Source organism: Planococcus salinus (assembly GCF_003719725.1).
Taxonomy (GTDB): domain Bacteria; phylum Bacillota; class Bacilli; order Bacillales_A; family Planococcaceae; genus Planococcus; species Planococcus salinus.
Window position 1 is genome coordinate 21153 of the sequence record NZ_RIAX01000004.1, and the last position, 14278, is coordinate 35430.

The following is a 14278-nucleotide window of genomic DNA, read 5'->3' on the forward strand; positions in this document are numbered from 1 at the left end:
CGGCTTTGCTTTATTTTCCTGCACCAGCCATTTTACTTTCTTCAAATGCCGCCATCTCAGCTTCGAATTTCTCCATTCCGCTTGCCTGCAGCTTGTTGATCCGTTCGTTGATCTTCAAATAGGATTTCGGAATGACGCGCACGAATTTCGCGGAGAAAATTTCCCAATGGTCCAAGATACGCTGGCCATTTTTACTTCCTGTGTAATGAACATGTTTTTCGATCATTTGTTTCAATTCTTCGATTTCTGCCGGCTCCGCCAATGGCTGCAGATGCACAAGTTCGGTGTTGCATTGCTCGCCGAATGTGTCATCTTCATCCAGTACATAAGCGACTCCTCCCGACATACCGGCTGCGAAGTTTTTGCCTGTTTTTCCAAGAATGGCTACACGGCCGCCTGTCATATACTCACAACCATGATCGCCGACACCTTCGACGACAATATTAGCTCCACTGTTCCGAACGGCAAAACGCTCGCCGGCCAATCCGTAGATGTAAGCTTCTCCAGCTGAGGCTCCGTAAAATGCCACGTTGCCGATAATTATATTTTTCTCAGGTATGAACGTTGAATCATTTGCCGGATACGTGATGATTTTCCCGCCCGACAGGCCTTTTCCAAGAAAGTCGTTGGAATCCCCAATTAATCGCAAGGTCATTCCCTTTGGAATGAATGCCCCAAAACTTTGACCCGCAGAGCCCTGGAAATTCAATTTGATGGTATCTTCCGGCAACCCTTCCGCACCGTAACGCTTAGAAACCGCGCTTCCAATGATGGTTCCTGTCGCACGGTGAATGTTTCGGATGGCAGTCATGACTTCCACCGGCTCACCCGTTTCAATCGCATTTCTACAACGCGGCAGCAACTCCTGATAATCGAGTGTTTGCTTCAATCCATGGTCTTGTTTAATGGTTGCATAGCGGCCCACTTTTTCAGGAAGGTCCGGCTGGTAAAGAAGCGCAGATAAATCGATGCCTCCTGCTTTCCAGTGGTCAATCGCCTTATTAGCTTCAATTACATCTGTACGGCCGATCATTTCATTGATGGTACGGAAGCCAAGTTCCGCCATCAACTCGCGTGCCTCGCGTGCGATAAAGCGCATGAAGTTCGCGACGTGCTCCGGATCTCCCGTGTACTTCTTCCGCAATTCCGGATTTTGCGTGGCAATTCCCACCGGGCATGTATCCAAATGGCAGACACGCATCATGACACATCCCAGAACGACTAACGGAGCTGTTGAGAAGCCATATTCTTCTGCGCCCAATAAGGCAGCCGTTACGACATCCCGGCCGGTCATCATTTTCCCGTCCGTTTCCACAACGATACGATCACGTAATCCGTTCAACAAGAGTGTTTGATGTGTTTCTGCAAGACCGATTTCCCAAGGCAGGCCTGTATGCTTCAAGCTTGTTTTCGGTGCTGCACCGGTTCCTCCATCGTAGCCGCTGATCAAGACAAGGTCAGCGCGACCTTTCGCAACACCCGCAGCAATTGTGCCGACACCGACAGCCGATACAAGCTTCACGCTGACACGGGCGGAAGGATTGGCATTTTTCAAGTTGAAAATCAATTCTGCCAGGTCTTCGATGGAATAGATATCATGATGTGGAGGAGGCGAAATCAGTTCAACGCCTGTTGTCGATCCTCTCACTTCAGCAATCCACGGATACACTTTCTTTCCAGGCAAATGGCCGCCTTCTCCGGGTTTCGCCCCTTGGGCCACTTTGATCTGGATTTCATCCGCATTCACCAAATAATGGCTTGTAACGCCAAATCGGCCGGATGCCACCTGTTTGATGGCACTGCGGCGGTTATCGCCATTTTCATCCGGAGTAAAACGGGATACTTGTTCGCCGCCTTCTCCCGAGTTGCTGCGGCCTCCAATTTTATTCATCGCAATAGCCAGCGCTTCATGGGCTTCTGAACTGATGGAACCGTAGGACATAGCGCCTGTTTTGAAACGCGCACATATTTCCTCTACAGATTCCACTTCTTCAATTGGCACAGGCGTCCGTTTCTTGAAAGACATCAAGCCGCGCAAGGATTGCAGGTTGGCTTTTTCATCCGTCAATAAGCGGGTATACTTCTTAAACGTTTCATAGTCATTTGTGCGGCATGCCTGCTGCAGGGTATGGATTGTCATCGGGTTGTATTGATGGCTTTCCCCGTTCTCACGGTATTGGAACTCGTCGCCTGCCTGCAGCGCATTGTTCCCGCCTTCGCGTTCCGGATAACCCTGTTCATGTCTCATAAGCACTTCTTTCGCGATAATATCAAGGCCGATTCCGCCCAGTCTCGAGGAAGTCCGAGTGAAATATTTATCGATGACATCCATGTGAATGCCGACCGCTTCAAAGATTTGTGCTCCGCGGTAACTTTGGATAGTGGAAATCCCCATTTTAGAAAGGACTTTGATGATTCCGTCCGTAACCGCATTTACATATTTTTGTTCCGCTTGCTCAAAGTTTTCGTCAGTAATCTCTTTTGTGTCGACCAGTTCTTTGATTGAACGGAACGCCAGGTAGGGGTTAATCCCTTCCGCTCCATAGCCAAGCAACGCGGCGAAGTGGTGTACTTCACGCGGTTCACCCGATTCGAGAAGAAGGCTCACCCGTGTGCGTGTTTCTTTTCGGATCAAGTGGTGATGTAACCCCGAAACTGCCAATAGCGCTGGAATTGCAGCATATTCTTTATTGACTCCGCGATCAGACAGAATCAGCAGCGTGGCACCGTCTTCAAAAGCTTTGTCGGCTTTTTCAAACAATTCCTCCAACGCCTGTTCCATTGCCCCTTCTCCTTCCGCTGCGCGGAATAAAATCGGCAAAGTGACCGCCTTGAATTCTTTGATGTCCTGCTGACGCAGTTTTTCGAGCTCCCGATCGGTTAAAATTGGCGTCTCTAAGCGAATATGGCGGCTGCTTTCGGGACGCGGGTCCACCAGGTTTCCTTCCGCACCGATGGTTGTCCGTACCGCTGTGATAATTTGTTCACGGATTGCATCGATAGGTGGATTTGTGACTTGTGCGAACAACTGCTTGAAATAATTGTAGAGCAGTTGAGGTTTTTTCGACAAAACCGCCAATGGTGAATCGTACCCCATCGAACCGACCGGATCTTTGCCGTCTGTAGCAAGAGGTTTGATGATTTTCTGCACTTCTTCCGTCGTGTAACCGAAAGCTTTTTGCTGCTCGAGCACCCCTTCTGTATAAAGATTGTTTTTAAAATCTTTCGGTTCTGGCAAGTCTTCCAGATCCAGCATGTTATTTTGAACCCAATCTTTATACGGAAGCTCTGCTGCAATTTGCAGTTTGATTTCTTCGTCCGGAATGATCTTTCCTTCTTCCAGGTCCACCAACAGCATTTTCCCTGGGTGCAGGCGTTCTTTGTAAACAATATCATCTGCGAAGATATCGAGCGCTCCTACTTCTGAACCCATGACAATCATGCCGCTTTTTGTCACGTAATAACGTGCCGGACGCAATCCATTGCGGTCCAGGCATGCGGCAATCTGCTTGCCGTCTGTAAAGACCAATGCAGCGGGCCCATCCCATGGTTCCATCAATGTGCTGTGGTACTCATAAAAATCCCGTTTCTCTTGTTTGATGGTCGGATCGTTGACCCATGGTTCAGGCACCATCATCATGGCTGTATGCGCAAGAGAACGTCCAGATAAATGCAAAAATTCAAAGCAGTTATCGAACATGGAAGAGTCACTGCCTGTTTCATCGATGACAGGCAAAACCTTCTTCAGATCTTCTTCGTTGAAATATGGCGAAGTACACAATGACTGACGTGCGCGCATCCAGTTGACATTTCCGCGCAGTGTATTGAACTCTCCATTGTGGATTGAATAGCGGTTTGGATGCGACCGCTGCCAGCTTGGGAATGTATTCGTACTGAAGCGTGAATGAACAAGCGCCAAAGCTGATTTAAATTCAGGGTGGTTCAAGTCAATATAAAAAGAATCGAGTTGTTCCGGTATCAGCATCCCTTTGTAAACGATTGTGCTCGAAGACAGACTGCTGAAATAGACGTCCTTGTAGGAAGGATCGCCCGCCATCTCCTGTTCAATCCGTTTACGGATAATGTATAGCCGACGTTCCAGGTCCATACGGTCCTTAATGGTTTCTGCTGCACCGATGAATACCTGTCGGATGACCGGTTTTGTTTTCGCCGCGACTTTCCCGACAAATGAATCATTCATAGGAACTGGACGCCAGCCGAGGCTTTCCTGTCCTTCTTCCTGAATAATACGCTCGATCGCATTTTTTGCCTTCATGCGCAAATCGTAATCCTGTGGCATAAAAATCATGCCGATTCCGTATTTTCCTTCTTCGGGAAGGAAAATATCTTCTTTTTCGCATTGTTTCAAGAAAAACCGATGCGGAATTTGCGTCAGGATACCCGCGCCATCCCCGGTACTTGTATCAGAAGACTGCCCCCCACGATGTTCCAGGTTGCACAGGATATTGATTGCATTTTGAACAATTGCATGCGATTTTTCGCCGTTAATGTTTGCAATCATTCCAATGCCGCATGCCTCATGCTCCTGATCCGGATGATACAGCCCCTGTTGAATTGGATATTCTTTCTTTTCCATCGAATCGCCTCCTTCGTTATGGTAGAGTACCATAATGTTGGAATAGTATATCATAAAAAACTGAATAAATATAAGATTGTAATTAATAAAAATCGCTAAAAAATGTTGAAAACGCTTACAGTGCGTAGGTCTTAAGTGGTCTGATATTTGCTTAAAAATCCTTTTGTAAAGCGAATTTTTTAATATTCTCCTATAAAAAAATCCCGCCTGTCCGGCGGGAAAATTTGTTCACAAAATTCATTTTTTCACCGTTGTATTTTCGCGGAGAGCCGTTAAGAAGAACGACCCGTATTTCTCCAGCTTGTTGGAACCCACGCCGTTCACTTCCAGAAACTCTTCTTCGTTTTGAGGCAGCCGGGCACACATGTCGCGCAAGGTCTTATCTGAAAAAATGACAAAAGGCGGAACTCCCCCTTCATCAGCCAATTGCTTTCTCACTTTTCGCAGCTCTTCAAACAGCGGGTCATTTTCTGCGATTTGCTTAGTGGTCACCGCCCCTTTCCGAAGCACTTTCCGTTTACCCAGCAGAACATCTCTTCCTCCGTCCGGCACGTAGATGGTCGGAAACGAACCCTGTTCTACTGCCAGCAGTTCCTGGGAAATCATAAATTCAATCAGATTCGACACTTCTTTTGTATTTTGGTGCTTCAAGATGCCGTAAGTTGAAAGTTTATCAAATCCGAAATCCAGTACTTTTTTATTGCGGGAACCGGTCAGCACCTGGGCTGTCATCATTTTACCGAATTTCTGTCCCATCCGGATCACGCACGACAACACCATTTGAACATCCTGCGTCACATCGAGGCTTTCCCGATCGTCAACACAGTTGCCGCAATGACCGCATACTTCTGCGCCTGAATCCCCGAAATAGTGAATAATGAACTGCTGCAGGCAACTTTCGGTATGGCAATAATCGACCATCCCCTGCAACTTCACCAGTTCCGCCGGAATCCTGCTCGGATCCTGCGCCTGATCGATCAAAAAGCGCTGGGTCTGAACATCTTGAGGCGCGTACAATACAATGCACTCACTCGGCAGTCCATCGCGTCCTGCACGACCAGCTTCCTGGTAATAGCTTTCCATGTTTTTGGGCAACTGATAATGGAGGACGTATCGTATGTTTGATTTGTCGATTCCCATGCCGAATGCGTTTGTCGCGACCATTACCGTCACTTCATCGTTCAAAAAGCGTTCTTGTCCGTGCCGGCGCTCTGCATCCGGCATGCCGGCGTGGTACTTGGCGACTTTGACTCCTTTTTTAAGCAGCATTTCGTATACTGAATCGACTGTTTTCCGTGTAGCTGCATATATAATCCCGGCTTCGTTGCCATTTTTCTGTACGTATTCTTTCACAAAGCGCTGGCGATCCTGTCCGCGGATAACCGAAAATGTCAAGTTGGCGCGTTCAAACCCGGTCATCACCGTCTGGCGTTCATCGATATTCAATATGCGGCAGATGTCTTCACGCACTTGAGGAGTGGCTGTGGCAGTAAGGGCCAGCACGGTCGGGTTATTCGGAAATAGATCAGCCATCCGGTTGATCAATCGGTAACTCGGACGGAAGTCGTGGCCCCACTGGGAAATGCAATGCGCTTCATCCACAGCGATCAACGGCACCTGGACGCCTTGCAATTCGTTTAAAAACATTTCCGAATCGAGTCGCTCAGGCGCAATGTACAAAAGTTTTACGGCACCTCTTTGAACGTCGTGCAAGGTTTCCCTTACTTCGTCAAAATCGAGTGAGCTGTTAATATAAGCAGCCGGGATACCAGCTGCCAAAAGTGAATCCACCTGGTCTTTCATCAGGGAAATCAAAGGAGACACCACAATTGTCGTCCCTTCCATCGCAAGGGCCGGAATTTGATAACACATCGATTTCCCGCCGCCTGTCGGCATGACGCAAATGGAATTGTGCCCATCCAGCACCTGCGAAATCGCCTGTTCCTGTCCTGTCCGGAACGTTTCATAGCCAAAATACGACTGCAACAATCGTCTTGCTTCTTCCAACAAAATCACACACTCCTAATACTCGTATCGTATGTGTAGCTTACCACATTTTCGAGTGATTTTTGTTGATGGCTGTTCAGCGGTTTTGATGATTTTATGAAGTCCCTAACGAACTGGTGAAATTCATGGACAAACTAAAAAAGTTGCCACTCAAGCATTTTTGCTCAAGCGGCAACCCCGTTTCTATTCTACTTTCTCCAAAACAAAAAAATACGCTTGCTTGGCACCTTTCCAGTCCATTACTCCCAGCAGCATGCTGTCATTCACTTTCCTGAAATGGTCATGAATCGGCAAATTATCGTAAATCATGGTCCCGCTCACTTTCCCGCGGTATTCCATCATCCGCATCCGGGCTTTGCCGCCTGGCGCTTTGACCAGTTTGCGCAGATCCATGAAAGGCACAGGGTCTACTGCAAAAATATTTCCATTGAGACCCCTGAACAATAAAGGATCGACGTTTTCCGCGTCATGGAACGCCTTCCCGTACCAGTTCAACTTCTTCAATACTCCATCAAGAGGATGGCCAGTGTAAAATTCCTTTCCTTTCCAAGTGCCAACAAGTGATTCCAACTCAACCGCTTCCAACTTGTCGAAGAGCTCGAAAGCCGTATGCACATCCGTTTTCCCTTGCTCATAGATGGTGCGGAAATCCATTTCAGCGCTCACAGTCGCCACTCCTTTAAATTTCCAAATCCCAGCGTTTGGCTTCTTCTTCTTTCATCTGCTGTTCCGTTTCCGGCGGATAAGCTATACGGAATTTATGGGAATCCTGAGGAATGATTTCCACCATTTTGGCAATCATATCAGCAGGATCATACTGGTTTTCCAGCCCTTTTTCAGCCTCTTCCATATCACTCTTCCGGGTGAAATGCTTTTCCTCGTCGTACCATTTCCATTTTGCCTCGGCGCTGCGATCGTTAAATCCTGTGGCAAAAGCTCCAGGATTGATCGTGGCTACCTGGACACCGAATTCCTGCATTTCTTTCTGCAAGGTTTTGGCAATTCCTTCAATGGCATGTTTGGTGGCTGTGTAAGGTCCCACGTATGGCGTGGACATAATTCCCGCCATGGAAGACAGGAAAACGATTTTCCCTTTTCCTTTTTCCACGAACTTTTTCGCTGCCACCTGCACTGTCTCTAAAGTGCTGAACACATTCACTTCAAACAATTCACGGAAATTTTTCATCGGCACTTCTCCAAGAGGCCCGCCTTCGTTGATGGCCGCATTGGCTACAAATATGTCAAAATCGTATTCTTCCATTTGCGCACGGTCCTGTGGGTTTTTGATATCCAACTTAAAGACTTCCAGCTGCGCTCCTTCTGCAGCAGCTTCTTGTCTTAACGCAGTTACTTGGGGCGCTGTCTCCACAGATGCGATTACCCGGTACCCTTTCTTTGAAAGTCCCAGGGCGGTTCCTTTCCCAAGCCCGCTGCCGGCTCCTGTGATGAAGATCGTTTTGCTCATGACATTTTGCCTCCTATAATTATCTGTCTTCGTCTACTTCAGTGTTTCCCCTGCAGCGAATGGGATAAACAATTATAGAAGGAACTTCAGCTTTCCCAGTTTTTATCGTCGAACTCGTTGGCATAATGTTCAAATTTGGACAGCATATCGATTAACGCTTTTTCATTTTTAGCCAACATCCGCTCTCTCGCCTTTTTCCGTTTGAATCGCACGCCATATGCCTCCTGCGCTGCCTCATAAGCTTCCAGCAATCCCCTGAACTGGATCACCAGTTCACTGTCCTGGTCTTTCAGCAGAGCCAGCAGCAAGTCGATTTTTCCGTACAGCGCTTTTGTCGTGTATTGTTCCCGATTCCGGTAAAGCAAACCCACCACAATACAGCTTGGCAGCTCTTCATCTACCCCTTTGGCCAAATCCGTCAGCAGTTCCAGCATGTCCCGCCGACTTTTGGCCAGGGAAAGGACATAAAACACATGAGGAATTTCTTCTGTCGGAGTTTCGGATATAAAGTCATCAATTTCACGAATTAAGTCTTCCCGTTTTAATAGATCGATTAGCATACCCAATCGATAAGTCTCATATAATATGTACCGTTCCATTTCCTAATCGCCCGCTTTAGAGAAATTTACTTGCTCTTGTATGATTATGGTTGAACTGCCATCTTTTCTTTTATGCACTCCAGCAGCTGATTATAGGAAAGAACCACAACCAAACAAGTCCGTTACTACCAGAATACAAGACAGCCGACGGTTCGTCACCTAATCCACCAGCCGCCGGACAACAAAACAGGTCACTATTTCAAGTTCCCACGCCGCCCCCTTCTGCCGGGTCTGCTGTTCCTGGTCATTAAGAAACGCCCATTCCGAACCGGAATGGGCGTTTACTCAACTGTCAGATCACCTGGTTTATGAAGTGGCTGCACCGTAACCACCCATACGTCTTTTGACTTGGATATAGGAAGCAGCTTCTGCAATTTCTTTGGCATTGAGCGGTTTGTTGTCAATCATCAATTTATATTCACTTAATTCATTGGCATTTTGTAAATCAAGGTCAATTGTCCGGTCCACCCGATCAAGCAGGCCATCTACTGAAACTTCAAAAAAGTCGGCGATGCGGGCAAGATGGCTGACAGAAATTTGTTTCTTGCCGCTTTCATAAGCCCAAATCGTACTTTTCGCAAACCCAATTTTTTCAGCCAGTTCTTCCGGCGACAATCCTTTTTGCTCTCTTAAATCTCTGAGTTTTTTACTTAGTTGTTCCATTTACATTCCTGCTCCTTTTATAATTAAATTCTAACTATTTAAAATATACTGTATCTTAGTTTATTATACAATATATTTAGATAATTTTATGTAAAAAGTTTGAATATTTAATGAACAAATATCAACATTTTACCATTTCATTTCCATCCGCTTTCTAGCTATACCCTTTTTCTTTATTTTTAAAACAGTCTGAACAGTTAATTTTTCCTTCCTAGGAGGATAGACGCCATTTGTTATATACTATATTCAGAAAACTTTTAAGGAGTGAGCTATTTGACTTATTCGATTTCGCCGTTCGGCGATTGTGCTTTGATGATTGAAATTCATGCAGACAGCTCCAACGACACACAGCAGGAAATTCAAAAAATCGTTTCTTTCCTGGAAACCCATCCGCCTGTGTGGCTGGTTGAATACATTCCTGCATTTACTACAGTGGCTGTTTTGTTTGACCCTCTTCTGGCGGTTTCCGATTCCTTCGCCACCCCTTATGACAAAGTCAGGACAGAACTCCAGAGGTGCTTTCAGCAACTGGAAAAGAATCAGGAAAGCACAATAAAAACAGTGGAACTTCCTGTCTGTTACGGTGGAGAATGGGGGCCTGATTTGGAATTTGTCGCTTCCCACAACAATCTTTCACCCAAAGAGGTAATCCGAATCCATAGTTCCACAACGTACAGAGTTGCCATGATTGGATTTGCACCCGGCTTCCCCTTTCTGGAGGGGATGTCCGAAAAAATAGCTGCACCGCGAAAAGATTCCCCACGGCTGCGGATACCCGAGCGCTCAGTTGGAATCGCCGGAAAACAAACAGGCGTTTATCCCATTGAGACACCAGGGGGATGGCAGCTGATCGGACGCACACCTTTGCGCTTGTTCCTTCCCGAGAAATCAGAGCCAAGCTTGCTTCGTGCAGGAGATTTCGTTCGTTTTGTCGAAGTTTCACCACAGGAATATGAAAAATTGGAGGCTTCCTATGATCAAAATACATAAAGCCGGCCTTCAGACAACTGTTCAGGATTTGGGGCGCAGAGGGTTTCAGAAGTTTGGTGTGATTGTGAGCGGTGCAATGGACCTTTTGGCATGCCGCATGGCTAATATACTGGTGAACAATGCAGAAAACGAAGCCGTTCTTGAAATCGCCATCACCGGCCCAACAATGGAATTTACAGAAGAAGCTGTCATTGCCATTTGCGGAGCTGATATGTCTCCTTCAATTGACGGCCATGCTGTCAGAATGTGGCGTCCCTTGTTCGTGGAAAAAGGGAGCGTCCTGTCCTTCGGGCCTCTTCGTTCCGGGTGCCGCACATATGTGGCCTTTTCAGGAGGAGTTGGAGTACCGGAAGTGATGAACAGCAAGTCAACTTATCTGCGGGCACAAATCGGCGGATTTCATGGGCGTGCTTTGCAGAAGAGCGATGAATTGGAAATCGGCATTCCTTCATTAAAAGTGAAAAGCTCAGCCGCCGCAAATTGGGGAGTGTCCTCCTCTTTTATAACCGATTATTCAACAGAACCGGAAATCCGTCTGCTTCAAGGCAGACAATACGAATTATTCACAAAGGCAAGCCAGAAGCGGCTTGTAACAGAACGCTTTGAAGTTTCAACGCAATCCGACCGGATGGGTTACCGGTTATCCGGACAATCGCTGTCCCTTGAAGAGCCGGCTGAATTATTGTCGGAAGCCATCATTTTCGGTTCCATCCAAGTTCCGCCTGACGGCAATCCCATTGTGCTGATGGCGGACCGGCAGACAACCGGAGGATACCCGAAAATCGGACAGGTTGCATCAGTCGATTTGCCGCTGCTGAGCCAACTGAAACCCGGGGATGGAATCCGCTTCAAGAAAACGACGCTTGCAGAAGCTCAAAAAGCTTATCTGGAACGGGAACAGCTTCTCCAACAAATAAAGATGGCCATTCAATTAAAATATGGAGGGAACGGAAAATGAAATATAAAGTAGACGTAAACTGCGATATGGGTGAAAGTTTTGGAGCTTATAAAATGGGACAGGATGAACAGATTCTTGACTATATCACCTCTGCCAATATTGCCTGCGGATTTCACGCCGGAGATCCATCCACCATGCGCAGGACAGTCAAACTGGCTATGGAAAAAGACGTAGCAATCGGTGCACATCCCGGCCTTCAGGACCTCGTCGGTTTCGGCCGGCGAAATATGGCCATTTCGCCTCAGGAAGCATACGACTTAGTTGTCTACCAGATTGGAGCACTCGCTGCCTTTGTTCAGGCAGAAGGCGGAAACCTTCAGCACGTAAAACCGCATGGCGCTTTGTTCAATATGGCCGTTTCCAGTGATTCGCTGTCTGAAGCGATTGCAGAAGCTGTTTATCAAGTAAACCCCGAATTGATTTTGTTCGGCTTATCGGGCAGCAGAATGATTGAAGCAGGAAGAAAAATCGGCTTGCGCACAGCGAACGAAGTGTTCTCCGACCGTACATATCAAAAAGACGGAGCACTCACCCCCAGGACTGAACCGCAGGCATTGATCACCGACCCCGAAGAGGCTATTGGCCGGGTCATCCGCATGGTCAAAGATCAGAAAATCACGACGCTCCAAAATACAGAACTGGCTATCACTGCTGATACCCTCTGCATTCATGGGGACGGAGTGACCGCTCTCGAATTCGCACAAAATATCCACCAGTCCCTGCAAAACGCGGGAATTGAATTGAGGAAAGTACACGAAATCGTTTAAGGCATAACTGCAGAATCCAGGGCATAACAGTTTATATCGAAAACCTGTAGGGAAAAACAAGAAAAAGCGGAAAAAGGAGTTTTCAATGGATAATGTAAAAGACACTTTTAAAGAAGTTGCCGCTGCCATCCTGCCTGTAGCCGTCGTAGTCATTATTCTCCAAATCACATTAATCCGCCTGCCCTGGGAAGCGCTGCTTCAATTTTTAATCGGAGTGGTCTTTGTCAGTATGGGATTTTTCATGTTTCTCCTGGGCGTCAATGCGGGATTGCTGCCAGTCGGGGAACAAATCGGAAGGATATTGCCAAAAACGAAAAAAACATGGCTGATCATTGGGACCGGTTTTCTTCTCGGCATTGCAGTTACCGTGGCAGAGCCTGATGTACGTGTTCTCGCTGAGCAAATCGATCAGGTTTCAGAAGGTGCCATCAGCTCAGGAGTACTGATATTATCCGTCTCTCTCGGCCTTGCCATTTTTGTTGCGCTAGCTATGATCAGAACGATTTTCGGCATCCCGCTCCATTATATACTGATAGCCGGCTATGCCGCTGTCTTTCTTCTCTCTTTCTTCGTCCCCGAGGCATTTGTCCCTATCTCGTTTGACGCGGGAGGTGTCACCACAGGACCGATGGCGGTTCCGTTCATCCTTGCGTTGGGTGTGGGAGTCGCTACTGTGCTCCGCACCGGAAAAAATTCCTCGAGCGAAGGATTTGGATTGATCGGACTCGCTTCCATTGGACCCATTTTGGCTGTGATGATTCTGGGGGTGCTGTTCTGATGGAAATTCATATTTTCGATGGTTTTCTCGGCATTCTGGGGGAAGTCGGATTGGCACTGCTCCCACTTATAGTCTTTTTTGGAGTTTTTCAGGTTTTCATGTTACGGATGCCGATGAAACGATTGGGCCAAATAGCCATCGGTTTCATATTGACATTTTTTGGGCTCGCGTTTTTTCTGCAGGGCGTCCATGTCGGTTTTATGCCTGTCGGCGAATTGATGGGCAAGTCTCTCGGGGAAGGCGCCACTGTATGGTGGCTGATTCCCATCGGCTTTATCCTGGGGTTCGCAGCGACATTCGCTGAGCCCGCTGTCAGCATCATGAACGACGAAGTCGACCGAGTGACAGGCGGCTATATCTCCGCCAATGTGATGCTTTATACGTTATCGATCGGCGTCGGTGTCTCCATCGCCCTTTCGATGTTCCGTATTCTATCCGGCATTTCGTTATGGTACTTTCTCATACCGGGTTATTTGCTCGCTTTGATTTTAATCTTCTTTTCAAACCAAACATTTATCGCTATTGCATTTGATTCCGGTGGTGTTGCCACAGGTCCGATGACAGTGACGTTCATCTCTTCGCTCGCAGTGGGGGTAGCGTCTGTAACGGAGGGGCGTGACCCTTTGGCAGATGGTTTTGGTCTTATCGCCCTTGTGGCCTTGACTCCCATTCTCGCTGTGCTTATCCTCGGGCTGATTTTTACTAGAAAAGGTGGGAAAAAATTCGATGAATCTGAATCATAGACTGATGATAGCCATTGTGAAAAGAGGTCATTCCAGAACCGTCATACAGGAAGCTCAAAAAGCCGGCGCTGACGGAGCCACTATCCTGTATGGGGAAGGCGTTGGGCGGAACGAAAAACCGACTTTTCTCGGGTTGCCGATGACCCATGAAAAAGACGTGATTTTCATTGCTGTCGACGGCCATTTTGAAACGGCAGTAGCGGAAGCCGTTACACGTGCAGGAAAATTGGGGAAACCCGGATACGGCCTCGGATTCACTGTTCACTTGAGCAAATTGCTCGGTGTCCCTCACTTAAAAGAACGGCCTGATGATCGCAGAAGAAGGAAAGGAGAACAGATTATGGCACAAGGATTATCAAACTTCCAATTGATCGTGACGATTGTCAACAGCGGAGATTCCGAGAAAGTCATCGCAGCTGCCGCAAAAGCCGGAGCAGAAGGTGGCACAATCATAAGCGGACGAGGAACAGGTGTCAATGAGCGGCAAAAGTTCATGAATTTCACCATCGACCCCCAAAAAGATGTCGTGCTGACGCTTATCCCTGAAAGCTATACAGACGCAGTCATTGAAAGCATTGAAAATGCGGTTGATTTGAATGCTCCCGGCAGAGGAATCGCTTTCTTGATCGATGTAGAAAATGTTTTTGGCGTGAATCATTCATCGCTTGGGTGATAAAAAAGATAAACAAAAAAATCCGGCAAGCCGATAAG

12 protein-coding genes are annotated in these 14278 nt (G+C 47.3%); 6 read left to right on the forward strand and 6 right to left on the reverse strand.

The features are described 5' to 3' along the window. Positions 1-10: 10 nt before the first annotated feature. The 6 genes from gltB to EEX84_RS06855 all read right to left on the reverse strand — a co-directional run bounded on the left by gltB (position 11) and on the right by EEX84_RS06855 (position 9331). Positions 11-4597 carry a glutamate synthase large subunit gene (gltB, locus tag EEX84_RS06830; protein ID WP_123164877.1) on the reverse strand — a complete coding sequence of 1529 codons (4587 nt, stop codon included), beginning with the start codon at positions 4595-4597 and terminating at the stop codon, positions 11-13. A 237-nt stretch (positions 4598-4834) separates the two neighbouring features. Next, positions 4835-6607: a DNA helicase RecQ gene (gene recQ / locus EEX84_RS06835; RefSeq protein ID WP_123164878.1), complete on the reverse strand. Its 1773-nt coding sequence runs from the start codon at positions 6605-6607 to the stop codon at positions 4835-4837. Between the two features lie 180 nt (positions 6608-6787). Then, the gene (locus tag EEX84_RS06840; protein ID WP_205125692.1) at positions 6788-7270 is read right to left on the reverse strand and encodes a DUF4334 domain-containing protein; all 483 of its coding nucleotides are present in this window, start codon (positions 7268-7270) and stop codon (positions 6788-6790) included. Positions 7271-7283: 13 nt separating this feature from the next. Beyond that, positions 7284-8069 (reverse strand): SDR family oxidoreductase, encoded by a 786-nt coding sequence (locus EEX84_RS06845; protein ID WP_123164879.1) that lies wholly within the window; start codon positions 8067-8069, stop codon positions 7284-7286. Between the two features lie 86 nt (positions 8070-8155). Further along, complete coding sequence (locus tag EEX84_RS06850) at positions 8156-8668, reverse strand: hypothetical protein (RefSeq protein WP_148039014.1); 513 nt, start codon at positions 8666-8668, stop codon at positions 8156-8158. Between the two features lie 306 nt (positions 8669-8974). Further along, positions 8975-9331, reverse strand: coding sequence for a helix-turn-helix domain-containing protein (locus EEX84_RS06855; RefSeq protein ID WP_123164881.1), 357 nt, complete (start codon positions 9329-9331; stop codon positions 8975-8977). Between the two features lie 273 nt (positions 9332-9604). Here EEX84_RS06855 and pxpB point away from each other — a divergent pair, with 273 nt between their 5' ends. The 6 genes from pxpB (at position 9605) to EEX84_RS06885 (ending at position 14240) form a co-directional block, all read left to right on the forward strand. Continuing rightward, on the forward strand, positions 9605-10321 hold the full coding sequence (pxpB, locus tag EEX84_RS06860) for a 5-oxoprolinase subunit PxpB (RefSeq protein ID WP_123164882.1): 717 nt from the start codon (positions 9605-9607) through the stop codon (positions 10319-10321). Then, positions 10305-11279 carry a 5-oxoprolinase subunit C family protein gene (locus tag EEX84_RS06865; protein ID WP_123164883.1) on the forward strand — a complete coding sequence of 325 codons (975 nt, stop codon included), beginning with the start codon at positions 10305-10307 and terminating at the stop codon, positions 11277-11279. The genes pxpB and EEX84_RS06865 overlap by 17 nt, the downstream gene beginning before the upstream one ends. After that, positions 11276-12046: a LamB/YcsF family protein gene (locus EEX84_RS06870; RefSeq protein WP_123164884.1), complete on the forward strand. Its 771-nt coding sequence runs from the start codon at positions 11276-11278 to the stop codon at positions 12044-12046. Before EEX84_RS06865 ends, EEX84_RS06870 begins: the two co-directional genes overlap by 4 nt. Before the next feature lie 85 nt (positions 12047-12131). Beyond that, positions 12132-12824 carry a DUF1538 domain-containing protein gene (locus EEX84_RS06875; protein ID WP_123164885.1) on the forward strand — a complete coding sequence of 231 codons (693 nt, stop codon included), beginning with the start codon at positions 12132-12134 and terminating at the stop codon, positions 12822-12824. Continuing rightward, positions 12824-13567: a DUF1538 domain-containing protein gene (locus tag EEX84_RS06880; RefSeq protein WP_123164886.1), complete on the forward strand. Its 744-nt coding sequence runs from the start codon at positions 12824-12826 to the stop codon at positions 13565-13567. Before EEX84_RS06875 ends, EEX84_RS06880 begins: the two co-directional genes overlap by 1 nt. Continuing rightward, positions 13551-14240, forward strand: a complete 690-nt coding sequence (locus tag EEX84_RS06885) for a P-II family nitrogen regulator (protein WP_123164887.1) — start codon at positions 13551-13553, stop codon at positions 14238-14240. The genes EEX84_RS06880 and EEX84_RS06885 overlap by 17 nt, the downstream gene beginning before the upstream one ends. Positions 14241-14278 lie beyond the last annotated feature (38 nt).